Source organism: Vibrio sp. QJM3NY_27, assembly GCF_057785955.1.
Genome location: NZ_CM173511.1, coordinates 2,676,852 through 2,698,360, shown reverse-complemented (window position 1 = coordinate 2,698,360; position 21,509 = coordinate 2,676,852). Strand labels below are relative to the sequence as shown.

Sequence of the window (21,509 nt, the reverse complement as noted above, 5' to 3'; positions counted from 1 at the left end):
AGTAACAAGATGATGAAAGGGTTGGACTCAGTGCCAACCCTTTTTTATTATTAGAACATTCTCCCTTCAAACCTATTCTCATGGTTCACTCACTCATGACTCACATAATCGAAACCTTCACATCTGTACTTCATCAAAGCGCACTCAAGCCTAATCGGTTGATCGTGGCTTTCAGTGGCGGTGTTGATTCTCGAGTTTTGTTAGAGTTAGCAGCGCAGTACGCGCAAACGCATGGCATTGAGTGCTGCGCGGTGCACGTTCACCACGGTTTAAGCAAGAATGCTGATCACTGGGCTGAGCAGTGCCAAACATGGTGTGATGCTTTGTCAGTTTCGTTAGCTGTAGAGCGAGTCTCGCTGGATATCGACAGTGGTGAGAGCGTAGAAAAGCTGGCTCGAGATGCTCGCTATTATGCGTTTCAGAAGCACCTGAGTTTTGGCGATGTTCTCATTACAGGTCAACACATCGATGATCAACTTGAGACTTTCTTGTTGGCGTTGAAGCGTGGCAGTGGTCCGAAAGGGCTCTCTTCAATGGCGAAAATGATGCCGTTTGCTAATGCTCATATCGTTCGCCCACTGCTGTCGGTGACGAGAACTGATATAGAAGGGGCGGCGCGCGATATGGCTTTAACTTGGGTGGAAGATGAGAGTAATCAAGACGTTCGCTTTGACCGCAATTTTATTCGTCATCAAGTCACTCCGACACTGACCGAGCGTTGGCCTAGTTTCCGAGAATCGGTCAGTCGCAGCGCTCAGCTATGTGCAGAGCAAGAGTTACTGTTGGATGAGTTGCTTGAATCACACTTTCAGCAAGCTTTAGGGGATAGCCAAAACTTAAGCGTTGAGGCGTTATCTCAACACTCAGACTTGTTACGAGCACGCCTGCTAAGAATGTGGTTGAGTCATTGCAATCAACCGATGCCGAGTAAAAAGCAGCTCAAGCTTATTTGGGATGAAGTCGCATGCGCTCAGGCGGACGCCAACCCTAAGCTGGTGTTGAATGATGCCGAAGTTCGACGCTTTAATCATCAGCTCTATTTGGTGAGAGAGACCAAAGACTTGTCGAACTGGCAAAGCGATATCTCGATGGAAGGGAGCTTAGTTTTGCCTGACGGCTTAGGGGAGCTACGCTTAAATTCAGCACTGAGTGATGACGCATCGAACAACCGTGATGTGCAAAGCTTTAGTTTGTCGGATACAAACGCAACACTAAGAGTGATCTTTAGCCCTGAGGGATTGTCTGCACATCCTGTTGGGCGCGGGCATAGTAGAAAGCTCAAGAAGCTGTTTCAGGAATACCAAGTACCCAGTTGGTTAAGACGCAGAACGCCGATATTAATGGATGGCGATCGAGTGATCGCTGTTTTAGGCTTATTCGTAGATAAAAACTACGAAGGTCAAGATTGTGAAGCGCTTTGGAGCAAGTAGAAAAAGTTTGTGTCACAATTCACCGTCACTTTAATAAAAATAATTAATGGAATATGCAATGAAGAAAATTACACTAGGATTAGTTCTCGGACTTGGACTATTGAGTGGTAACGCTCTGGCGGGTGATGTTGCTGCGGGCCAAGCTAAAGCAGCAATCTGTGCGGCTTGTCATGGCGCCGATGGTATCGCTATGATCCCAGGTTACCCAAACCTGAAAGGACAAAACGAGCAGTACATCGTTTCATCGATCAACGCTTACAAAACAAAACAGCGTAATGGTGGCTTGGCCGCTGTGATGCAGGCTCAAGCTTCTATGCTGAGTGATGAAGATATCGCTAATCTAGCCGCTTACTACGCAAGCCTTAAGTAAAACCTTCTCAAAGCGCTGATTAAACAAGATGATAAATTTCGAGCCAGAGCTTTAAAGCTCTGGCTTTTTTCATTGAATGTTTACTATAGCTAACCGATAATGAGTTATTCGCACAGTTTAAGGGATGAACATGAAAAAGATTGAAGCCATTATCAAGCCATTCAAACTTGATGATGTACGTGAAGCACTTGCAGAAGTGGGTATTACGGGTATGACAGTATCTGAAGTTAAAGGCTTTGGACGCCAGAAAGGTCATACTGAGCTATATCGCGGCGCAGAGTACATGGTCGACTTTTTACCTAAAGTGAAATTGGAAATCGTTGTGACCGACGAAGTGGCTGACCAGTGTGTTGATACCATTATCGAAACGGCTCAAACCGGTAAAATCGGCGACGGTAAGATCTTCATTACTGACGTTGAACGTGTGGTACGTATTCGTACTGGCGAAGAAGACGAAGACGCCGTATAAAAAAACTATTACCCTAAAAGGAGCGTTTATCGCTCCTTTTTCATTTCTGGTAGGGTGCTGTATGTTTAAGAAAACCATCATTGTTATCGCCGTATTGATAACGCTTGCTGTCGTTAGTTTTCATTTTATCTTCGTGATCCCGAATAAACCCAACCTGATCACTTCCTCTCAAAGTACCAGTAACGACATCTACAGTTGCTACCAAAACTCCGCACCGAAAGCGATTGATGTGTCTGATGGACTAAGCATTACCGTGTGGAATATCTACAAGCAAAATCGCAGTAATTGGCAGAGTGAACTGAACAAATTGACGGCAGGAAGCGATCTTGTATTGCTGCAAGAAGCGAGTATGACAATAGAGCTTCGCCAATGGGTGACAAGCGGGCAGTGGGGAAGCACTCGTGTGAATGCGTTTGAAGCCTTTGAACAAAGTGCTGGTGTACTTAACTTAGCGACGCATTTACCGATCGAAGCTTGTGCGTATACTCATGAAGAACCTTGGCTTCAATTGCCTAAATCGGCGCTTTGGTCGCGTTACCAACTAAGCAATGGAGAAGAGTTGGCTGTGATTAATATCCATGCCGTGAACTTTACCTTTGGCACGGAAGATTACGAGGCTCAGCTCAAGAGCTTAACTGACAATCTGCAACAGTATCGTGGGCCTGTTATTTTTGCTGGGGACTTTAATAGCTGGAGTGAGGCTCGCTTTGCGGTATTGAAAGATGCGTTGGAACAGGTCGGTTTGACGGAGGTTGCCTTTGAACCGGATAACCGAACTCAGTTTATGACAGGATTGGTGCTCGACCATGTGTTCTATCGAGGGCTAGAGGTAGAAAATGCAAAAGCGCCCATTACGGACGCTTCTGATCATAACCCTATGCGAGTGACCTTTAAGGCTAAATAGTTATTAGCTATTGGAGCTTAACCATTCGCACGGTGGTTACGTTGGGTAATCTAACGGAGCAAATAGGCTAGAGAGTTTTCGCTAGCCTTATCTCTTCAACTTAAAATATTAAAATGTAGAGCGCCCAGATTAGGTAGTAGCCAACCCATGGCAAGCCAGAGATGACCAATGCTTGACCACGCTCAAACTCAGTCCACGTTAATACCGCGGCATAACCCAACACGATATACCATGGTAATAACAGTGGTAAAGAGCTGGCAAACTGCGACCAATCATTGGTTAGTGGTAACTTGATTAAGCCGTTTAAGCTGTTCAAGTCAGCAGCGTAGCTCATCACTTGTCCATGCTTGAGTATCAGGCTTGCGTAGCTTGCTACATCACCTAAAACAGCCGGGAATATCACAACCGATGCCGCTGCAAACCATCGCCAAAAGCTATGTTGATGCTGGCTTGGTTTGGTTGCTAGATTAAACCAGAATGCCAACAGAATAATGGTTAACGTACGGCCAAACACATCGCTGATGATTTCACTGGCGAGTAGGGTATTACTGTCAAGTAACGCCAATTGGTCAGGGTTCGTTTGAGCCAGTTGTTGTGACAATTCTGCACTTAACCATGCAAAATCTACATTCGAAAAATAAGCACCCCAGAATAAAAACGGGCTGAGCATTAATACGACGTAGGGTTGCCATCCCCAAGCACTTCGCTGATAAAGCGCTAAGAAACAAGCTGTTGGTGAACGGAATATATCCAACAGCATGACGAGTGGGTTACTTGACGGGTTCATACACTTACCTTAGTTACATCAACATACAGCTTCAGTTTTTGTCCTGGCTGTAGGTATTTCTTGTTCTGCAAAGCGTTCCATTTTACAACATCTGCGCTTTTTACTTTGAACTTTGATGCAATACCGCTGACTGTGTCACCTGATCTTACGTTATAAAAGACAGTTCGGATGATGGCACCGTCGGAACTATTCTTCCAAATGACCAGTTCTTGACCAATTCGAAGCGTGTCGCGTGGCCCCATACCATTCCACTTAGCCAGTGATTGGTGAGATACCTTATTTGCGCGTGCAATCGTCCATAGGCTGTCACCACTTTTTACGGTATGACTAAGCTTATATTGACCACGACTCTTCGACTGTGTGCTTGCTAGGCGATTTGAAGCGCTTAGTGCGTATGTCTTGTCGTCTTTGGTGGATGTTGGGATAAGTAAGTGCTGTCCAATACGAATATTGTTGTTGCTCAAACCGTTTGCAGAGCGGATCACTTTGCTGGTGGTGTTATATTTACTTGCTAGTACGCTAATGCTGTCACCAGGCTGAACCTTGTAACGCACCAACTTCATGCCTTTGCCTTTATTGGCCGCCACTTCTTTGTTGAACTTTTCAACAGAGCTTAGGGGAAGCAATAATTGCTGATGCTTTTCAGGTGCGGTCGCCCATTGGTTATAAGCGGGGTTGTAGCCTTGCAGTTCTTTGACTGGAATATCTGCGTAGCTTGCAGCAATCGCTAAATCAAGCTGTTCGTTTGGGTTAACCAGGGTCAGTACTGGCTTGTTTGGAATCGCAGGGATATCGATGCCATACTTTTCTTGGTTGGCAATCACATCAGCTAGCGCAAGGAGTTTAGGTACGTAGCTGCTGGTCTCTTTTGGCAAGTCCAAAGAGAAGAAGTCGATTGGCTTACCCAGCTTCTTGTTCTTGCGGATAGCACTGTTTACACGACCGCCGCCACTATTATAGGCAGCAATGGCATGGTTCCAATCGCCATCGAAACGTCGGTTAAGGTCTGAGAGGAAATCCAATGCGGCGTCAGTAGAGGCAGCGACATCACGACGACCGTCGTACCAGAAGTTCTGTTCAAGTCCGTAGTCTTTGCCTGTGCCAGAAATGAATTGCCATAGACCTGCTGCGCTGCCATGAGAGTAGGCAAATGCATCGAAAGAACTTTCTACAACGGGTAATAGTGCCAATTCTAGTGGTAAGCCTTTTTCTTCAATCTTAGTGGTGATCAGATAAAGGAAAGGTTCAGCACGTTGTGAGACGGTTTTTAGATGACTAGGGTGTTTTAAATACCAAGTTCGGTAGTAATCAACCTTCTTTTGGTCGGGTACTTCCATTTCTAGTTGCATCGCAATACGTTTCCAAACATCTTCTTGTGTTTGTGGAGTAACGACAGGTGCTTCAACTTTTTGATCTTCTTTGGCTGTTGCTTCTGATGAAACGTTCGCTTGAGAAACTTCTTTAGTAGGAGGTGTGTTGGTTTGCTCGGAAGCTTGGTCTGGATTCTCTGACTGAGTTAATTGGCAACCAGAAAGTAGTAATACCAAAGCCCAGCTGTACTTAACTCGCATGTTACAGCCTTTTTAATTAACGGCCGGTGATAATACTTGCCACCCCCTATGAGTGACAAGTCTGTATTTGTTAAAATTCGTTCTTCCACGCACGTAAAGCGGTAAATACCGATAAAGGATCGGTCTGCTCAGTACGATTAGATACTGATTTCACTACACTTGGCTCGGTATAGCGCAAGAAAGGGTTCACAAACTTCTCTTGTCTCAAATTTGTGGGGATGGTCGACTTATTCTGAGCTCGCAGTCGGTTTACTTGGTCGCGATATTGCTGCAAATGTTGGTTGTCAGGCTCAACCGCTAATGCGAAAGCGATGTTCGCGGCGGTGTATTCATGAGCACAGTAAACCTCGGTTTCTTGAGGAAGTGCTGTGATCTTGTTCAGTGCATCAAACATTTGCTGTGGCGTGCCTTCCATGATTCGACCGCAACCTGCTGAAAACAGCACATCGCCACAAAATAGTTTGGCATCGCCTACATAACCAATGTGACCAGCTGTGTGGCCACTGAGCCCGAGTACTAAAAAGACTTCACCAAACAATTCTAATTGATCACCATCATCAACGGGGTGAGTTAAGGTCGGGATTGGTTCATTCCTTGGACCCACAACATCGATGCTTGGAAACTGTCTGACTAGTTCTGGAACGCCACCAATGTGATCATGGTGGTGGTGTGTAATCAAGATTGCATCTAAAGTTAGCTCATGATGTGCTAAGTACTCTAATACTGGAGCCGCATCACCAGGGTCGACGACAGCACAACGGCGATCGCTATTTTGAATCAGCCAGATGTAATTGTCGTTAAATGCAGGTATGCTTTTGATATGTAACATTATTGATTCTCCAGTCACTTTTAGTGAGACAGAATAAGTGAGACAGGTTATTGATGAAGCCAGCACGTAGCAGAAAGAAGTTTGAGCGTCCTTACACTTGGGCACAATTGCACAATGGGGACTGGTTGAGAGAATCTATTCAAACTCGACTCGATGAGTGGTGCCCAAAGCTATTTGGTTACCATATGCTCAAGCTTGGCGGTCTCAGTAGTGAGATTTCTAGCTGCACATGCAACATTCAACATCAAGTAAACCTAGATATCCAGAACCCATTACATAATGTGATAGCGGATGTCTATAATTTACCCTTTTTGGAGAAAAGCTTTGATGTTGTGGTGCTGAGTCATCAGTTAGATTATAGCAATGACCCGCATCGATTATTGAGAGAAGTCGACCGAGTGATGATGGACGATGGTTATATCATCATTACTGGCTTCAATCCGTTTAGTATTACCGGACTCGCAAGTTTACTGCCTTGGCGAAAGAACAGCTTGCCTTGGAGTGGACGTATGTACACGCCAAACCGAATTAAAGACTGGTTAGGTGTATTGAACTACGAAGTGATTCACTGCGATACCTATGCACTATTTCCGATGAGTAAGTATCAGGCGATGTGGACGTGGTTAGAGAACAGCTTGGGCGGCTGTGCTTCCTTTGCTGGTAGCCAATACTTTATTGTTGCTCGTAAACGAACTTACCCACTTAAGCCTATCAAGCCACATTGGCACCTTAAGCGACGTTTTTCTCCGGTTGGAGCAAGCTTTAGAACCAATACGCGTCGTACCATGGATTCAACTAAAGCTTCATATCCGTTGAAAACAGAAAAAGCCGATTAGTTGTCGGCTTTTGATCTGCTAATTCGGTTGAGAAATTATAAATCGCTTTCTGAAATGTGCGTCTAATTTAAAAAGCGGTTAGCTTGGCTGATAGCCCGTATCTTCTTGAGTCGGATTTTCCGCTGCGTTTCTTGCTAAATCATCACACATTTCATTTTCTCGGTGCCCGGCGTGTCCTTTAACCCAGCGCCAATCAACACTATGACGAGCAGTTTCTTTATCGAGCCTTTGCCACAGGTCTGCGTTTTTAACCGGTTTCTTATCGGCGGTTTTCCAGTCACGCTTTTTCCAGTTGTGGATCCACTGTGTGATGCCTTGGCGAACGTATTGGCTATCCGTGGTCAGAATCACAGAGCAAGGTTCCTTGAGTGCTTGGAGAGCGATGACAGCTGCGAGCATTTCCATACGGTTGTTGGTCGTTAGTGTAAAGCCTTCGGCTAGTGTCTTTTCTACTTTTTTATAGCGAAGTACGATGCCATAGCCACCAGGACCTGGGTTGCCTAAACAAGAACCGTCAGTGAAAATTTCAACTTGTTTCGTCATGATTTGATACTATTACCTCAAGCACATTATCGGCATAGTCTGACACAGTTATCCTTATGAATACCAGTAGCACTCCAGAACAAAACACGAACGAAAAAAACAGTTCGGACGAAAATAAGCGCATCATTGTACTCGATACCGAAACCACCGGTATGAATACAGAAGGTGGCCCTCACTATATGGGGCATCGCATCGTTGAAATTGGTGCGGTAGAGATCATCAACCGTAGGCTGACCGGGCGTCACTTCCACGTCTATATAAAGCCCGATCGTGCGATTCAAGAAGAGGCGATTGGCGTTCACGGTATTACCGATGAATTCTTGATTGATAAGCCAGAATACCAAGACATACATAAAGAGTTTCTCGACTTTATCAAAGGTGCTGAGCTGGTAGCTCATAACGCGCCCTTCGATACGGGCTTTATGGACTATGAGTTTGAGAAGCTCAACCCAGCGATAGGTAAAACGGATGACTACTGTAAAGTTACCGATACCTTGGCCATGGCGAAGAAGATATTTCCAGGCAAAAGAAACAACCTAGATATCTTATGTGATCGTTACGGTATTGATAACTCGCACCGTACCCTCCACGGTGCATTGCTCGATGCGGAAATCCTAGCCGACGTCTATTTATTGATGACGGGTGGGCAAACTTCGCTGCAATTTAACGCAGGGCAAAAGGAAGGTGAAGGTGAAAGTATACGAAGAGCAGAAAGTGGTCGAAAATCCCTAAAGGTTTTACGAGCTACGGCCGATGAAGTAGAAGCGCATCAAAGTCGTTTAGATCTCGTCGAGAAAAGCGGAAGCTGCCTCTGGCGTCAGTAGGGAGAAACTATGTTAAGGGTATTGGCTACCGGTTACTTATTGCTGTTAAGCTTTAGCTTACATGCGGCAACAGAATCCGTAATGAGTTTATTGGACAACCGTTTTCGAGTTGATCCCAGTATTGAACAAGTCACCTTTGTGATTTATCGAGCCGATAACTCTAAACCTGTCGTTTTGGTTCGTCCGGATGGCAAGAAATACTACGCTTGGCGCAATGCTGATAATGTCCGTTGGTACGAAGAATCATCCATGGACATCATATCTATCGACAAACCGATGCCAGGACCTTGGCAAGCGGTTGGTAAAGTCTCACCTAAGAACAACATCAAGCTATTGTCTCACCTTGTTTTAGATGCCAATGACTTCCCAGACAAACTGTATCAAACCGAACACATTAAATTTACGGCTCGTTTGACCTCTGACGGCAAGCCTCTTGTGCTGCGTGATTTTTTAGATCGCGTGAAACTTAAGGTCACTTTTACTAAGTTCGTTGAAAATGAAGAGTCTTTAGTGAGAGAGGCGCGCCCAATTCCGGTTGTGATGGGCGAGTTTGCCGACGATGGCAGTGGTCTTGATGAACAAGCCGGAGATGGCGTTTTCACTGTGTCGTTGCCGATTGATATTGAGCCCGGTAAATACCGCGCGCGTATTACTTCTGGCAATGGTGTGTTCCTGCGAGCGCAAGAGCAAGAAGTTTTGGTGTACCCAACACCGATCACTACAACCTTCATTCAGTCTCGAAAAGAGGGGCAGCCTCATACGATTGTCGTTTCAGGGGAGCCGGGCATGATTGCGCCGAGTTCGTTAGCGGTTCATGTTGAACACAAGGCTCCGGATGAATACGAAATGTATAAGCAGGGCCAAGCTGAAGTCGATGCAATGAAAGTTGCTTTAGAGGTGCCTTATAATGGCGATTTGGGGATTTATAACTGGTCAGGGATGGTTTACGCCACTGATGCCTCAAGCCAACGTCCACTGATCTTTCCCATTACCGAGCACTCGTACAGCGTTGTTGAAGATATCGACTTAGCGGAGTCACGACGCCTGCAAGAACAAGCGCTTGCTGAGCAAAAGCGTATCGCAGCAGAGTTGATGATACTTCAGAAGCGTGAAGATGACAGACAGCGCAGTATGATCATTATTGCGGTGGGTAATGTGGTCGCGATTCTATTGGGCTTATTGATTTGGTTTGTGGTTCGTCGGGTAAAGGCGAAGAAAAAAGCTCAACCAGAGATGCAGCTTAAGGCACCAAAGTAACTTGTCTATATCATTAGAGTTGTCTTGAGATTGTTGTCTTGAGTGAGTAAACGTCGGGACAACAAACCTCGAGAGACTAAACTTAGATAGAGCAAGCTTCGAGAATGTCAGCATTAAAATTTGTGACAACGATGTCATGAACAAAAAAAACGGGACTCATAGGAGTCCCGTTTTTGTTTCTTTTTCTAACCTTAAGCGACGTTATCAATCGATTGGTCTGGGTACTGAGACTTTGCTGCAAGCTCCTCTGGAGAGAAGTCGTCAACGTTAATCGTGTACAGTCTATGTTCCTCGGCGCTAATCAGCAAATCTGCCTCTTCTTGCGTTAAGATGCCTTTCTCTAACCCTAATTGAGCAACAAGGTCTAGTCGTAAGAAAGCGCGCTTTTGGTGCGTCTCTTTGCAGACTTTGTTGAATAGAGGTTCTGCTTGAAGAATCACTTCTAGTGCTTTTTCAATCTTACCCACTGGGTTGTATTCAGTCGCTTCCAAATATTGGCCACGGCCGATACGAGAACGCGTTTCGCTTGGCGTTTGTAGAATGTGCGCGACTTGGCTGTCCAGTTTGTCGTTTGGTGCACGACGAATGCGACCGAATGGCATCAACACAACACGAAGTAAACGGCCAATCACAGGATTAGGGAAGTTCGCTAGGAACTCATCAATCGCAACTTCAGTCTGACGTAAACTATCTTGCATACCCCAATGTACTAACGGTAAGTCTTCAGCGTGGCTGCCTTCACTTTCGAAGCGCTTAAGTGTTGCTGAACCTAGGTACAGTTGGCTTAGGATATCGCCTAATCTTGCTGATAGGCGCTCTCTGCGTTTCAGTGAACCACCCAAAACGGCCATTGAAATGTCAGACAGTAGCGCTAAGTTGGCACTGTAGCGGTTCAATTTTTGGTAGTAGCGTTGAGTTTGTTTGTCCGCTTTATTAGATGGTGTTGGCGTGTCTGAGCCTCGACCATCAGTTAAACCAAACCACACACTGCGGACTAGGTTGCTCATCGTAAAGCTAACGTGTCCTGCTAACGCTGAATCAAACTTATCAAGTGCATCGCTGCTTTCAGAATAAGCGGCTTCCATTTCGTTTAGTACGTAAGGATGACAACGAATTGCACCTTGACCATAGATGATCATCGAACGAGTTAGGATGTTGGCACCTTCCACGGTAATCGCGATTGGCGCGCCTTGGTAGCTACGAGCTAAGAAGTTTGATGGACCTAAACAGATGCCTTTACCACCGACGATATCCATCGCATCGATGATGCTGCGTTGGCCACGGTGAGTACAGTGGTACTTCACGATTGCTGAGATAACCGAAGGCTTTTCGCCAAGATCGATACCTGCAACCGTTAGGTTACTCGCTGCATCCATTACGTAGGCATTACCTGCTAGGCGTGCAAGCGGCTCTTCAACTCCTTCCATACGACCAATAGGTTGTTTGAACTGGCGACGAATACGAGCGTAAGCACCGGTTGCAAGCGCGGCCGATTTAATGCCGCCCGTTGAGTTTGAAGGCAGTGTGATACCACGACCAACAGATAGACACTCAACCAGCATACGCCAGCCTTGGCCGGCCATTTTCTGGCCACCAATGATGAAATCGATAGGAACGAAGAGAGCATCACCTTGGGTTGGGCCATTTTGGAACGGTACGTTAAGTGGGGAGTGACGATTACCAATCTTCACGCCTTTTAAATCTGTAGGGATAAGCGCGCAAGTGATACCGAGCTCTTGCTTGTCACCAAGTAGGCCGTCTGGATCTCGTAATTTAAACGCAAGTCCCAATACTGTTGCGACAGGTGCAAGGGTAATGTAGCGCTTGTTCCAAGTGAGGCGCATACCTAGAACTTCTTCGCCTTGCCATTGACCTTTGCATACGATGCCATAATCGGGGATTGAGCCAGCATCTGAGCCTGCTTCTGGGCTAGTTAGGGCAAAACAAGGGATCTCTTTACCTTCCGCTAAGCGGGGTAGGTAGTGGTTTCTTTGTTCTTCTGTACCGTAGTGCTGCAATAGCTCACCGGGGCCTAACGAGTTAGGTACGCCAACGGTTGATGACAATACGCTAGAAACGCCCGTTAGCTTCTGTAGCACTAAAGACTGAGCGTAAGCCGAGAACTCTAAACCGCCATACTTTTTCTTGATGATCATTGCGAAGAATTTATGGTCTTTCAGGTATTGCCATACTTCTGGTGGCAAATCAGCCAGCTCATGCGTTACTTGGTAATCATTGACCATTTCACACACTGTATTTACTGGACCATCTAAAAATGCTTGCTCAGCTTCAGACAGCTTCGGGTCAGCGATGTTTTGAAGTTTCTTCCATTCAGGCTTGCCTTTGAACAGCTCTGCTTCCCACCACACAGTACCAGCTTCCAATGCTTCCTTTTCTGTCTGAGACATTGCAGGCAGTACTTTTTTAAACAAAGAAAGCGCTTTTTGACTGATGATGGTCTGACGAATTGCCGGTACAGCAAAAATCGCAATGGCTAAGAGATAGCAAAGCCAGCCAGTGACAGCTACGCCGCCAAACAGTGTTAATGCTACCATTGTGCCGGTTAATACGATTAATGCGCGTACTAGGCTAACTCTATGGTAAAGGCAGACGCTTAAGACTGCTGTCATGCCGAGTAGGGAGAGCAATATGTTCATGATCGATTTCCTTTTCAGAGATCACTTATTGTTATTAAGTTTAGGTAAGAGGTCTAACCAGTCAAGTGTAAACAAAATATTAAATATTTGTAAAACTCTAAAGTGGATAAAAAGTGATCTCAATAGAGTTAAAGTTCTAATTGTGAGAGGTTGGTGGCGAATATTTGGGCGGATCGGCAGCGACAGGCTAATAAAGGTGGCAATCTTTGGGCTTAAGTGTCGACACTATTTCATGTTTGTGGGTAAACTCAGGTAATAGAGGGAAAAACCCTCAGCTCTCATTTCACGTACTTTAAGTTGCGTAAAAAAATATAAGAGATAAGCCTTATGTACCAAGACCTAATCAAAAGTGAATTGAACGAAGCTGCTGACGTTCTTAACAAATTCTTGAGTGATGACCATAACATTGCTCAAATTGAAGCTGCTGCAAAGATGATTGCTGACTCATTCAAGCAAGAAGGCAAAGTGCTTTCTTGTGGTAATGGTGGCTCACACTGTGACGCGATGCACTTCGCGGAAGAGCTTACTGGCCGATACCGTGAAAATCGTCCAGGCTTCGCTGGTATTGCGATTTCAGACCCTAGCCATTTATCTTGTGTAAGTAACGACTTTGGCTACGACCACGTATTTTCTCGTTATGTAGAAGCCGTAGGCCGTAAGGGGGACGTGTTGTTTGGTTTATCGACTTCAGGTAACTCTGCCAACATTTTGAAAGCGATTGAAGCTGCTCAAGCTAAAGGCATGAAAACCATTGCGCTAACCGGTAAAGATGGCGGTAAAATGGCAGGTTGTGCCGATATCGAAATTCGAGTTCCACATTTTGGTTACGCTGACCGTATCCAAGAGATTCACATTAAGATCATCCACATTGTGATTCAGCTTGTTGAAAAAGAAATGGAATAATAGTTTTAAAGACATTTGGGGCCCAACTTAGGCTCCATTGGTTTTGATAGGGAGTAGATTAAACCATGTGTGAATTGCTCGGTATGAGCGCGAATGTGCCAACTGATATTTGTTTTAGCTTTACTGGTCTTATGCAGCGTGGAGGCAATACCGGCCCGCACCGCGATGGCTGGGGTATTACTTTCTATGAAGGAAAGGGTTTCCGTACGTTTAAAGATCCTAACCCTAGTTGTGAATCCAAGATCGCTGAGTTGGTTCAAAACTACCCAATTAAAAGTCAAGCTGTTGTCAGTCATATCCGTCAAGCTAATCGTGGTGGCGTTAATCTAGAAAATACTCACCCATTTACCCGTGAGCTTTGGGGACGATACTGGACCTTCGCCCATAATGGCCAATTAACGGATTACGACGATCTGGTTAGTGGTCGTTTCAGACCGGTCGGTGAGACGGACAGTGAACTTTCTTTCTGTTGGTTAGTGAAACAATTAGAAGATCGTTTTCCTGAACCACCACAGGACATGGAAGGTATGTTTCGCTTTGTCGCTGAGTGTTGTGATCAGCTAAGAGAGAAAGGCGTCTTCAACATGTTACTCAGTGATGGTGAGTACGTGATGACCTACTGTACGAATCATTTGTACTGGATAACAAGACGCGCGCCTTTTGGCAATGCGAGCCTGATTGATGAAGATGTTGAGATAAACTTCCAAGAAGAGACCACGCCGAATGATGTGGTCACGGTGGTAGCAACTCAGCCTCTAACATGCAATGAAGAGTGGTTTAGAATGAAGCCGGGCGAATACGCGTTGTTTCATTTTGGTGAGCTGATCGGCAATAACCATAAAGCCTTGGAAGATGTTGCTTATGCACCTAAAAAGGTTGCAAGCCAAGCACCAACTGAGCCATTGAGCTAAACGTTCCGAATAGTATCATTTTTGATCCGAACATAAGAAAGGCCGCTTACTGAACCAATAAGTCAATAAGCGGCCTTTTTATTTTCTGATTTTTAAGGGCTTGCTCTTTAGTGATTTACTTTGCGAGAACAGCTATACGAATTACTCTTCTGCGTAACCGTGTTTGCCTAATATTTTACCGTCTAAGACAGCTTGCCCGTTTACCATCGATAAACGATCTTCGGCAAACCATTTACAGACCATAGGGTAAATGCAGTGTTCTTGGGTAAGCACTCGGCTTGCTAATATGTCAGCATCATCATCTTTAAATACTGGCACCTTAGCCTGTAAGATCACTGGGCCACCATCGAGCTCTTCGGTAACAAAGTGAACGCTGGTGCCGTGTTCTTTGTCTTGCGCATCAATGGCACGTTGGTGGGTGTGTAGGCCTGGGTATTTAGGTAACAGGGAAGGATGGATGTTGACCATTTTACCCGCATAGTGACGAACAAACTCTGAACTCAGGATACGCATGTATCCCGCAAGTACGATTAAATCGGGTTGGTATGCATCAATCTGAATCATCAATTCATGATCGAACTCTTCACGTGAACCAAAGTCTTTTGGATTCACTGAATGTGCGTCAACACCTGCGGTTTTCGCTCGTTCTAATCCAAAAGCCTCTGCTTTGTTTGAGAAGACAGCCTTAACTGAAGCATCAATCATATTATTATCACAGGCATCCAAAATTGCCTGTAAGTTACTTCCGCTTCCTGAAACTAACACAACGATGTTTTTATTAGAGTGACTGGTTTTATTTGAGTGATTGTTTTTCATAGAGTGGGTCATACGATTGATTAACTGAACTGTTTACAATGTACCTACATAAACTAAGGTTTTCTGCGGGCTAAATAGCAAAATGAGGACCATTAGGTCCTCATTGATTAACTAAGTAAGTGAACGTATCACTTATTTGATTTCTACTTGCTCTTCGCCAGCTTCAGCGTTTGCGATCTCACCGATAACCCAAGCGTTTTCGCCTTCAGCTTTCAGTAGTTCAACAGCAGCGTCTGCTTGATCTTTAGGTAGAGCAACAACTAGGCCTACACCACAGTTGAAAGTGCGGTACATTTCAAATGTCTCCACGTTACCTTTCTCTTGTAGCCAGTTGAAGATAGCAGGCCATTCCCAGCTCTTGCCATCAATGACGGCTTTAGTACCTTCAGGAAGTACGCGTGGGATGTTTTCCCAGAAACCACCACCTGTGATGTGCGAGATAGCATGAATGTCATGCTCTGCAATCATCTTAAGTGCCGATTTGATGTAAATCTTAGTAGGTTCTAGTAGGTGCTCACCAATAGTGCGACCTTCTAGCTCTTCACTCTTATCAGCACCAGAAACTTCTAGAACTTTACGAATTAAAGAGTAACCGTTTGAGTGTGGACCACTTGAGCCAACAGCGATAAGTGCGTCACCTGCTGCTACTTTAGTACCGTCGATGATGTCAGCTTTCTCTACAACACCAACACAGAAGCCAGCTACGTCGTAGTCGTCGCCTTCGTACATGCCTGGCATTTCAGCCGTTTCACCGCCGATTAGTGCACAACCAGCTTGAACACAGCCTTCTGCAATACCAGAAACAACGTCTGCTGCTGTATCTACATCTAGCTTACCTGTTGCGTAGTAGTCTAGGAAGAATAGCGGCTCACCACCTTGAACGATTAGGTCGTTCACACACATTGCCACTAGATCGATACCAATGGTGTCGTGTTTTTTCAGATCCAAAGCAAGGCGAAGTTTAGTACCAACACCATCAGTACCTGAAACAAGTACTGGCTCTTTGTATTTCGTTGGAAGTTCACATAGGGCGCCAAAGCCACCAATACCGCCCATTACTTCAGGGCGACGAGTGCGTTTAACAGCACCTTTAATACGGTCTACTAGTGCATTACCTGCGTCGATATCAACACCAGCGTCTTTGTAGCTTAGAGAAGAAGTATTACCACTCACGGGATAGTCCTCGAACTTAAGTTGGATGTGAAAACGGCGCTATTCTAACAGGGCTTGATTACCAAGAGCAAACGTTTGCGCGGTTTTTTTTATTAGAATAAAGATTCTGAAATAACCACAAAGTTCGTGTATAATCTACAGGTTTGTTTAAATATTGCCGGAGTTGGAAATGAAAGTTGTTGAAGTGAAACACCCGCTAGTAAAACATAAAATTGGCCTGATGCGTGAAGGTGAGATTAGCACTAAGCGTTTTCGTGAGCTAGCGACAGAAGTGGGTAGCCTTCTAACATACGAAGCGACATCAGACTTTGAAACTGAGCGCGTAACGATTAACGGTTGGAACGGTCCAGTTGAAGTTGACCAAATTAAAGGTAAAAAAGTAACTGTAGTGCCAATCCTACGTGCTGGTCTAGGCATGATGGACGGCGTTCTTGAGCACATCCCAAGTGCACGTATCAGTGTTGTTGGTATCTACCGTGACGAAGAAACGCTTGAGCCAGTACCATACTTCAACAAGCTTGCATCTAACATCGACGAGCGTATTGCTCTAGTCGTAGATCCAATGCTTGCGACAGGTGGTTCTATGATCGCGACTATTGACCTGATGAAAGAGAAAGGTTGTAAGCACTTTAAGATTCTTGTGCTTGTTGCTGCTCCTGAAGGTATCGCTGCTCTAGAAAAAGCGCACCCAGATGTTGAGCTTTACACGGCCGCAATCGATGAGAAGCTAAACGACAAGGGTTACATTGTTCCTGGTCTTGGCGATGCTGGTGATAAGATCTTCGGTACTAAGTAATTCGGTTTCAGCTTAAGTGACTCTAAACCGTTTCTTAACTCGCTGAATTTAGCCGTATTAATAAAAAGGGAGAGCATTCGACGCTCTCCCTTTTTTGATCTGGCTAATTTGCGATGCTTTTTACTTAGTATCACAAGCCTCAATCAGTTAGTCGATTTGCGCTTTGTCTACCACAGTGTTGTCACCTAGCTCTTCTGGAAGTACTAGGTTAAGTAGAATCGCCACGATACCGCACAAGCTTACGCCCTGTAGGCTGAAATCACCGATACCAAAAGCCATGCCGCCAATACCAAAGACTAAAGTAATGCCGACAATCACAAGGTTGCGTGATTTGTGTAGGTCAACTTTGTTTTGAATTAGAGTATTCAAACCTACGGTTGCGATAGAGCCAAACAGTAGAATCATGATGCCGCCCATTACAGGAACCGGAATCGTTTGAAGTAGTGCACCTAGCTTACCGACCAATGCAAGAACGATAGCTGTTACAGCAGCCCAAGTCATGATCACTGGGTTGAATGCTTTGGTCAGCATTACTGCACCTGTTACTTCACTGTACGTAGTGTTTGGTGGCGCGCCCAGCATTGAAGCGGCAATGGTTGCCACGCCGTCGCCAGTAATAGTGCGGTGTAAACCTGGTTTCTTAAGGTAGTCTTTGCCTGTTACATTAGAAATAGCAAGCATGTCGCCTACGTGCTCAACAGCAGGTGCAATCGCGACAAACACCATAAAGAAGATAGCGTTGATGTTGAACTCTGGCGCTGTGAAGTTTGGTAGTGCTAACCAAGATGCTTGCGCTACTGGAGTGAAGTCTACCGCGCCGTATACCAAGCTGGTGATGTAACCCGCAACAATACCACCGAAGATTGGCAGTAGCTTAAGGAAGCCTTTTGAAAACACACTGATGACAATCGTCACTAACAGTGAAATCGAAGAGATCCACAGTGCAGCGTCTGCATCAACAAGCTGAACCGCACCATCGCCTGTCTTACCTAGCGCCATGTTAACTGCAACAGGTGCAAGACCTAAACCGATAACCATGATCACAGGGCCAACCACCACGGGTGGAAGCAGTTTATGGATGAAGGCTACGCCACGCACTTTAATCAACGCGCCCATTAAGATATACACAACACCTGCTGCCATTAGGCCGCCCATGGTTGCACCAACACCCCAAGTTTGAATACCAAACATGATAGGCGCGATGAATGCAAAAGAAGACGCTAAGAAGATTGGCACTGAACGGCGTGTAATAAGTTGGAACAAAAGGGTACCGATACCCGCGCCAAAGAGTGCAACGTTGGGATCAAGTCCTGTTAGTAGCGGCACGAGTACAAGCGCACCAAACGCTACAAACAGCATTTGCGCACCTTGCAGAGCATTTTTCATGTTATGTCCTTAAAAATGGTCGTTATATGAAAAGTGAAAAATAAAATTCGCGGGATTCTATCACTTAGCAATCGATTGCCACACCAAATAGATCAAATTTATTTATCTTAGTGATGTTTTATATCCATCTAAGCCCTAGAAATTCAGTTTATAAGTGAGCGATTTATCATGGCCAGGTGATATTTTGTGGTTATTAAACACAGTGGGCGCTATCGACCTTGCCCCTCAATCCATAGTTGCTTATCATCTAGGCACAAGATTTGAATATTAGGATCAGTATGCGCTACATAGCATTGTTGTTGATGGGACTATTAGCCTCTCCGAGTTATGCCTTAACTCAAGTAGATATTTTTAGTGCTGAAGTTGCGATTAACGCTGAAGACAAACAGCCAGAACAAGTGGCAAGAAATACAGGTATGGAGCAGGTATTGATACGTGCGACCGGCCAAACTGATGTCGCTTCGAATGAGACGATTCAAAAGGCGATGCGCAAGAGTTCGCAGTACATGTCTCAAATGAGTTTTGGTGAAAGCAATGACCAATCAACATTGCGTATGCGTTTTAACGGTGCTCAAATCCGTTCGCTATTGACTCAAGCACAGTTACCGTACTGGCCTGACACGCGTTCAAACATCCTTGTTTGGCTGGTAGAAGAGGACAACTACGACAAGAATATCGTATGGGAACACTCTAACTCGCAGTTAGCAGCGGGCTTGCAAGCAAACGCAAAAGAGCGCGGTTTGCCTCTAACGCTGCCTGTGGGTGACTTTGACGATATTACGGGTATTGCAACTTCTGATTTGTGGGGTAGCTTTGTTACGCCAATCAGTAAAGCGAGTCAGCGTTATCCTGTTGATGCTGTGTTGGTGATAAAGGCTCAATCTTCAGGCCTACGTTGGGCTCTATACGATCAAAAGCCAAGTCAATTGACGAGCGCACCAACATCGCCTGTAAGTGGTTCTTTATCAGGTAACAGCGCAACGACCTCTAAGAAGTTAGTCGACCAAATCAGTAACTACTACGCAGGTAAAAGTGCCGTGACGGTAGCGAGTGAGTCATCAGAATCGATTTTAACGCAGTTTATTAGCTTGAATAATGCTCAAGACTTCTTCCAGTTGGAGAACGCACTTAAGCGTCTAAACTCGGTGGCAAGCCTAGATATCCTGAAGATTCAGAACAACGAAGTTACTTTCCGAATTCACTTATTGTCGACTCAACAAGAGTTTGAGCAAGAAGTCGCAAGTATTCGTCAAGTTGCGAAGGTTGAAGAATCTTACATTGAGCCTGAAGTGAGTCCTGAATTTGAAACTCAAGACAACACAATGTCTGTCGGTGATGATTCAACAGACGCTGCTGAAGTCGTTGGTGACGAAACTGACTCAGGCGTACAAGTTATTAAGGGCAACGAGGTATCTGAGGATTCTGAGCTAACGCCTGACGCAACGTTAGAGGATTCTAGTACAGAAGATCTAACCATCACTGCGCCAGTACATGCTAAGCCAAGCTTGGTCTACGAGTGGGTTCGCTCATAATTGTCAGCTGACATGACTGATTGAAATGAAAACATGAAAAAAGCCCTGCAAGAGCAATCTCGCAGGGCTTTTTGTTTATAAGCGGTCAGTTTAAAAGCATGGGTTTAATATTACTGCTCGAACTTAGCTTTCTCTTTCTTTTCTACTTCAGAAAGGCGCTTAAGCTTAATACCTAATTCTTTGGCTCTAAAACGGGTAAACAAGATATTACCTGCGAAGCCTAGGCTAGTCAGGAGTAGCTCTACAGCTGCTAATAAACGTTCACCATCGTCTACATACATAATCGTTAACGCGTGTAGGAAGTAGAGCATTAAGACGAAATTCGCCCAAGCGTGCGTATAAGGCTTACCTGCTAGAATGCCCGGTAATGGCAGTAACAGCGGCACAGCCCAAGCGATCGCAAGTGTGATATTACTAAGATGCGGGTGCGGTGAAAGCGTCATCTGCCAAGCCACCACCCAGAATAAAAGTGACAAGTTGCCCGCTAAAGCAAGGTAGCGAAATAGCTTGGTTTTGGGAGACATAGCCTTCTCTGGCATATACATCATTGAGAAATTCCCTTCTGGTTTATTGCGATGCGCGCTAGGCGTTTGCCTAGGTTTTGCGCCAACTCAATTTCATCTTTGCTTAATGAAGCGCTCTCTCCGGTACTACTCGCACCATAGGGTGTGCCACCAGTTTGAGTGGTATGCAGCGCAGGTTCTGAGTAGGGGATGCCCACCACTAACATGCCATGGTGAAGCAGTGGCAACATCATACTTTGTTGTGTGGTCTCTTGCCCGCCATGTAATGATGAAGAAGAGGTAAACACGCAAGCTGGTTTATCGATCAGATCGCCATTTATCCACAGTGATGTTGTGCTGTCCCAAAAGTGCTTCATAGGTCCAGCCATGTTGCCAAACCAAACCGGACTGCCTAGTGCTAAACCATCGCAAGAACGGAGCTCTTGCAATGTCGCGATAGGATCGGTTGGCTGATAACGCGAATCAGGCTGCTCTTCTGCTGTGTATACGTCGTTCACGGTTCTTAACATGGCTTCGCAGTTAGGGATAGATTCAACCCCTCGTGCAATTTGCCTTGCTAGCCCTCGTGTGTTGCCGTGGCGGCTGTAGTAGAGAACAAGAATATTGATGCTCATATTGGCTTACAGAATCTCTAGCACTTGCTCTGGTGGACGACCAATCTTTGCTTTGTTGTTCGCAACAACAACAGGGCGTTCAAACAGTTTTGGATTTGTCGCCATTGCTGAGAATAGATCTTCATCGGTAACCGATGCATCGCCAAGATTAGCCTCTTTGTAATCCGCTTCTTTGGTGCGCATCATTTCGCGAACACTGTCAAAACCAAGCTGCGTGAAAAGCACTTTAAGTTGCTCGATAGTTAAAGGCGTATCTAGGTATTTGATAACTTCTGGCTGTACGCCGTTTGCTTCAAGCAGTTCGAGAGTTTGACGGCTCTTTGAGCAGCGTGGGTTATGATAAATCACGACGGACATGGTTCTTCCTCATTATTATT

Annotated in this window: 22 protein-coding genes; 11 read left to right on the top strand and 11 right to left on the bottom strand. The window is 45.3% G+C overall.

What is annotated here, in order from left to right; translation table 11 throughout:
* The first annotated feature begins 95 nt into the window (after positions 1-95).
* The 4 genes from tilS to AC3CIA_RS11965 all read left to right on the top strand — a co-directional run bounded on the left by tilS (position 96) and on the right by AC3CIA_RS11965 (position 3,173).
* A complete protein-coding gene (gene tilS, locus AC3CIA_RS11980; protein WP_488518159.1) occupies positions 96-1,430 on the top strand; it encodes a tRNA lysidine(34) synthetase TilS in 1,335 nt (444 codons plus the stop codon).
* A 58-nt stretch (positions 1,431-1,488) separates the two neighbouring features.
* Positions 1,489-1,800 carry a c-type cytochrome gene (locus tag AC3CIA_RS11975; protein ID WP_029222103.1) on the top strand — a complete coding sequence of 104 codons (312 nt, stop codon included), beginning with the start codon at positions 1,489-1,491 and terminating at the stop codon, positions 1,798-1,800.
* A 130-nt stretch (positions 1,801-1,930) separates the two neighbouring features.
* Positions 1,931-2,269, top strand: a complete 339-nt coding sequence (gene glnB, locus AC3CIA_RS11970) for a nitrogen regulatory protein P-II (RefSeq protein ID WP_004738609.1) — start codon at positions 1,931-1,933, stop codon at positions 2,267-2,269.
* A 61-nt stretch (positions 2,270-2,330) separates the two neighbouring features.
* Positions 2,331-3,173: an endonuclease/exonuclease/phosphatase family protein gene (locus tag AC3CIA_RS11965; protein ID WP_237299971.1), complete on the top strand. Its 843-nt coding sequence runs from the start codon at positions 2,331-2,333 to the stop codon at positions 3,171-3,173.
* 100 nt (positions 3,174-3,273) lie between these two features.
* Here the strand turns inward: AC3CIA_RS11965 and AC3CIA_RS11960 are convergent, their stop codons facing one another.
* The 3 genes from AC3CIA_RS11960 to gloB all read right to left on the bottom strand — a co-directional run bounded on the left by AC3CIA_RS11960 (position 3,274) and on the right by gloB (position 6,360).
* Positions 3,274-3,960 (bottom strand): YIP1 family protein, encoded by a 687-nt coding sequence (locus AC3CIA_RS11960; protein ID WP_004734331.1) that lies wholly within the window; start codon positions 3,958-3,960, stop codon positions 3,274-3,276.
* Complete coding sequence (locus tag AC3CIA_RS11955; RefSeq protein WP_488518158.1) at positions 3,957-5,531, bottom strand: LysM peptidoglycan-binding domain-containing protein; 1,575 nt, start codon at positions 5,529-5,531, stop codon at positions 3,957-3,959. The genes AC3CIA_RS11960 and AC3CIA_RS11955 overlap by 4 nt, the downstream gene beginning before the upstream one ends.
* Positions 5,532-5,601: 70 nt before the next feature.
* The gene (gene gloB / locus AC3CIA_RS11950; RefSeq protein WP_004734329.1) at positions 5,602-6,360 is read right to left on the bottom strand and encodes a hydroxyacylglutathione hydrolase; all 759 of its coding nucleotides are present in this window, start codon (positions 6,358-6,360) and stop codon (positions 5,602-5,604) included.
* Between the two features lie 53 nt (positions 6,361-6,413).
* Between gloB and AC3CIA_RS11945 the strand changes: the two genes are divergently transcribed.
* Positions 6,414-7,196 carry a class I SAM-dependent methyltransferase gene (locus AC3CIA_RS11945; protein ID WP_237290338.1) on the top strand — a complete coding sequence of 261 codons (783 nt, stop codon included), beginning with the start codon at positions 6,414-6,416 and terminating at the stop codon, positions 7,194-7,196.
* Between the two features lie 78 nt (positions 7,197-7,274).
* Here the strand turns inward: AC3CIA_RS11945 and rnhA are convergent, their stop codons facing one another.
* On the bottom strand, positions 7,275-7,739 hold the full coding sequence (gene rnhA, locus AC3CIA_RS11940; RefSeq protein WP_004734327.1) for a ribonuclease HI: 465 nt from the start codon (positions 7,737-7,739) through the stop codon (positions 7,275-7,277).
* Positions 7,740-7,795: 56 nt separating this feature from the next.
* Between rnhA and dnaQ the strand changes: the two genes are divergently transcribed.
* Complete coding sequence (gene dnaQ / locus AC3CIA_RS11935; protein WP_017084141.1) at positions 7,796-8,563, top strand: DNA polymerase III subunit epsilon; 768 nt, start codon at positions 7,796-7,798, stop codon at positions 8,561-8,563.
* A 9-nt stretch (positions 8,564-8,572) separates the two neighbouring features.
* Positions 8,573-9,820 (top strand): TIGR03503 family protein, encoded by a 1,248-nt coding sequence (locus AC3CIA_RS11930; protein ID WP_488518157.1) that lies wholly within the window; start codon positions 8,573-8,575, stop codon positions 9,818-9,820.
* A 191-nt stretch (positions 9,821-10,011) separates the two neighbouring features.
* Here the strand turns inward: AC3CIA_RS11930 and fadE are convergent, their stop codons facing one another.
* Entirely contained in the window at positions 10,012-12,477 is a 2,466-nt protein-coding gene (fadE, locus tag AC3CIA_RS11925) for an acyl-CoA dehydrogenase FadE (protein WP_488518156.1), read from the bottom strand.
* 327 nt (positions 12,478-12,804) lie between these two features.
* Here fadE and lpcA point away from each other — a divergent pair, with 327 nt between their 5' ends.
* Entirely contained in the window at positions 12,805-13,380 is a 576-nt protein-coding gene (lpcA, locus tag AC3CIA_RS11920) for a D-sedoheptulose 7-phosphate isomerase (protein WP_017084137.1), read from the top strand.
* 65 nt (positions 13,381-13,445) lie between these two features.
* A complete protein-coding gene (locus AC3CIA_RS11915) occupies positions 13,446-14,291 on the top strand; it encodes a class II glutamine amidotransferase (protein ID WP_017079424.1) in 846 nt (281 codons plus the stop codon).
* 141 nt (positions 14,292-14,432) lie between these two features.
* Here AC3CIA_RS11915 and purN read toward each other — a convergent pair whose 3' ends face one another.
* Together purN and purM are read right to left on the bottom strand one after the other, a co-directional pair.
* Complete coding sequence (gene purN, locus AC3CIA_RS11910; RefSeq protein WP_019821628.1) at positions 14,433-15,107, bottom strand: phosphoribosylglycinamide formyltransferase; 675 nt, start codon at positions 15,105-15,107, stop codon at positions 14,433-14,435.
* 132 nt (positions 15,108-15,239) lie between these two features.
* Positions 15,240-16,280, bottom strand: coding sequence for a phosphoribosylformylglycinamidine cyclo-ligase (gene purM, locus AC3CIA_RS11905; RefSeq protein ID WP_008222945.1), 1,041 nt, complete (start codon positions 16,278-16,280; stop codon positions 15,240-15,242).
* A gap of 169 nt (positions 16,281-16,449) precedes the next feature.
* On the opposite strand from purM, the gene upp reads away from it, so the two are divergent.
* Complete coding sequence (upp, locus tag AC3CIA_RS11900; RefSeq protein ID WP_017060716.1) at positions 16,450-17,076, top strand: uracil phosphoribosyltransferase; 627 nt, start codon at positions 16,450-16,452, stop codon at positions 17,074-17,076.
* A 147-nt stretch (positions 17,077-17,223) separates the two neighbouring features.
* On the opposite strand, the gene AC3CIA_RS11895 is transcribed toward upp, so the two are convergent.
* A complete protein-coding gene (locus AC3CIA_RS11895; RefSeq protein ID WP_488518155.1) occupies positions 17,224-18,462 on the bottom strand; it encodes a uracil-xanthine permease family protein in 1,239 nt (412 codons plus the stop codon).
* Between the two features lie 278 nt (positions 18,463-18,740).
* Here AC3CIA_RS11895 and AC3CIA_RS11890 point away from each other — a divergent pair, with 278 nt between their 5' ends.
* Positions 18,741-19,994 carry a DUF2066 domain-containing protein gene (locus AC3CIA_RS11890; protein WP_019821629.1) on the top strand — a complete coding sequence of 418 codons (1,254 nt, stop codon included), beginning with the start codon at positions 18,741-18,743 and terminating at the stop codon, positions 19,992-19,994.
* Positions 19,995-20,104: 110 nt separating this feature from the next.
* Here the strand turns inward: AC3CIA_RS11890 and AC3CIA_RS11885 are convergent, their stop codons facing one another.
* The 3 genes from AC3CIA_RS11885 to arsC are packed head-to-tail and all read right to left on the bottom strand — an operon-like array spanning position 20,105 to position 21,489.
* The gene (locus AC3CIA_RS11885; protein WP_019821630.1) at positions 20,105-20,542 is read right to left on the bottom strand and encodes a DUF2069 domain-containing protein; all 438 of its coding nucleotides are present in this window, start codon (positions 20,540-20,542) and stop codon (positions 20,105-20,107) included.
* Complete coding sequence (gene wrbA / locus AC3CIA_RS11880) at positions 20,539-21,132, bottom strand: NAD(P)H:quinone oxidoreductase (protein WP_171316963.1); 594 nt, start codon at positions 21,130-21,132, stop codon at positions 20,539-20,541. The genes AC3CIA_RS11885 and wrbA overlap by 4 nt, the downstream gene beginning before the upstream one ends.
* A 6-nt stretch (positions 21,133-21,138) precedes the next feature.
* On the bottom strand, positions 21,139-21,489 hold the full coding sequence (gene arsC, locus AC3CIA_RS11875; RefSeq protein ID WP_017086244.1) for an arsenate reductase (glutaredoxin): 351 nt from the start codon (positions 21,487-21,489) through the stop codon (positions 21,139-21,141).
* Between the last annotated feature and the right edge of the window lie 20 nt (positions 21,490-21,509).

What these genes read in the sequence shown, in the direction of transcription:
- arsC (WP_017086244.1), bottom strand. Translation starts at nt 21,489, where the DNA reads ATGTCCGTCGTGATTTATCATAACCCACGCTGCTCAAAGAGCCGTCAA.
- tilS (WP_488518159.1), top strand. Translation starts at nt 96, where the DNA reads ATGACTCACATAATCGAAACCTTCACATCTGTACTTCATCAAAGCGCA.
- fadE (WP_488518156.1), bottom strand. Translation starts at nt 12,477, where the DNA reads ATGAACATATTGCTCTCCCTACTCGGCATGACAGCAGTCTTAAGCGTC.
- AC3CIA_RS11930 (WP_488518157.1), top strand. Translation starts at nt 8,573, where the DNA reads ATGTTAAGGGTATTGGCTACCGGTTACTTATTGCTGTTAAGCTTTAGC.
- AC3CIA_RS11915 (WP_017079424.1), top strand. Translation starts at nt 13,446, where the DNA reads ATGTGTGAATTGCTCGGTATGAGCGCGAATGTGCCAACTGATATTTGT.
- AC3CIA_RS11945 (WP_237290338.1), top strand. Translation starts at nt 6,414, where the DNA reads ATGAAGCCAGCACGTAGCAGAAAGAAGTTTGAGCGTCCTTACACTTGG.
- glnB (WP_004738609.1), top strand. Translation starts at nt 1,931, where the DNA reads ATGAAAAAGATTGAAGCCATTATCAAGCCATTCAAACTTGATGATGTA.
- wrbA (WP_171316963.1), bottom strand. Translation starts at nt 21,132, where the DNA reads ATGAGCATCAATATTCTTGTTCTCTACTACAGCCGCCACGGCAACACA.
- AC3CIA_RS11975 (WP_029222103.1), top strand. Translation starts at nt 1,489, where the DNA reads ATGAAGAAAATTACACTAGGATTAGTTCTCGGACTTGGACTATTGAGT.
- lpcA (WP_017084137.1), top strand. Translation starts at nt 12,805, where the DNA reads ATGTACCAAGACCTAATCAAAAGTGAATTGAACGAAGCTGCTGACGTT.
- dnaQ (WP_017084141.1), top strand. Translation starts at nt 7,796, where the DNA reads ATGAATACCAGTAGCACTCCAGAACAAAACACGAACGAAAAAAACAGT.
- upp (WP_017060716.1), top strand. Translation starts at nt 16,450, where the DNA reads ATGAAAGTTGTTGAAGTGAAACACCCGCTAGTAAAACATAAAATTGGC.
- gloB (WP_004734329.1), bottom strand. Translation starts at nt 6,360, where the DNA reads ATGTTACATATCAAAAGCATACCTGCATTTAACGACAATTACATCTGG.
- purN (WP_019821628.1), bottom strand. Translation starts at nt 15,107, where the DNA reads ATGAAAAACAATCACTCAAATAAAACCAGTCACTCTAATAAAAACATC.
- AC3CIA_RS11960 (WP_004734331.1), bottom strand. Translation starts at nt 3,960, where the DNA reads ATGAACCCGTCAAGTAACCCACTCGTCATGCTGTTGGATATATTCCGT.
- AC3CIA_RS11965 (WP_237299971.1), top strand. Translation starts at nt 2,331, where the DNA reads ATGTTTAAGAAAACCATCATTGTTATCGCCGTATTGATAACGCTTGCT.
- AC3CIA_RS11885 (WP_019821630.1), bottom strand. Translation starts at nt 20,542, where the DNA reads ATGATGTATATGCCAGAGAAGGCTATGTCTCCCAAAACCAAGCTATTT.
- AC3CIA_RS11955 (WP_488518158.1), bottom strand. Translation starts at nt 5,531, where the DNA reads ATGCGAGTTAAGTACAGCTGGGCTTTGGTATTACTACTTTCTGGTTGC.
- AC3CIA_RS11890 (WP_019821629.1), top strand. Translation starts at nt 18,741, where the DNA reads ATGCGCTACATAGCATTGTTGTTGATGGGACTATTAGCCTCTCCGAGT.
- AC3CIA_RS11895 (WP_488518155.1), bottom strand. Translation starts at nt 18,462, where the DNA reads ATGAAAAATGCTCTGCAAGGTGCGCAAATGCTGTTTGTAGCGTTTGGT.
- rnhA (WP_004734327.1), bottom strand. Translation starts at nt 7,739, where the DNA reads ATGACGAAACAAGTTGAAATTTTCACTGACGGTTCTTGTTTAGGCAAC.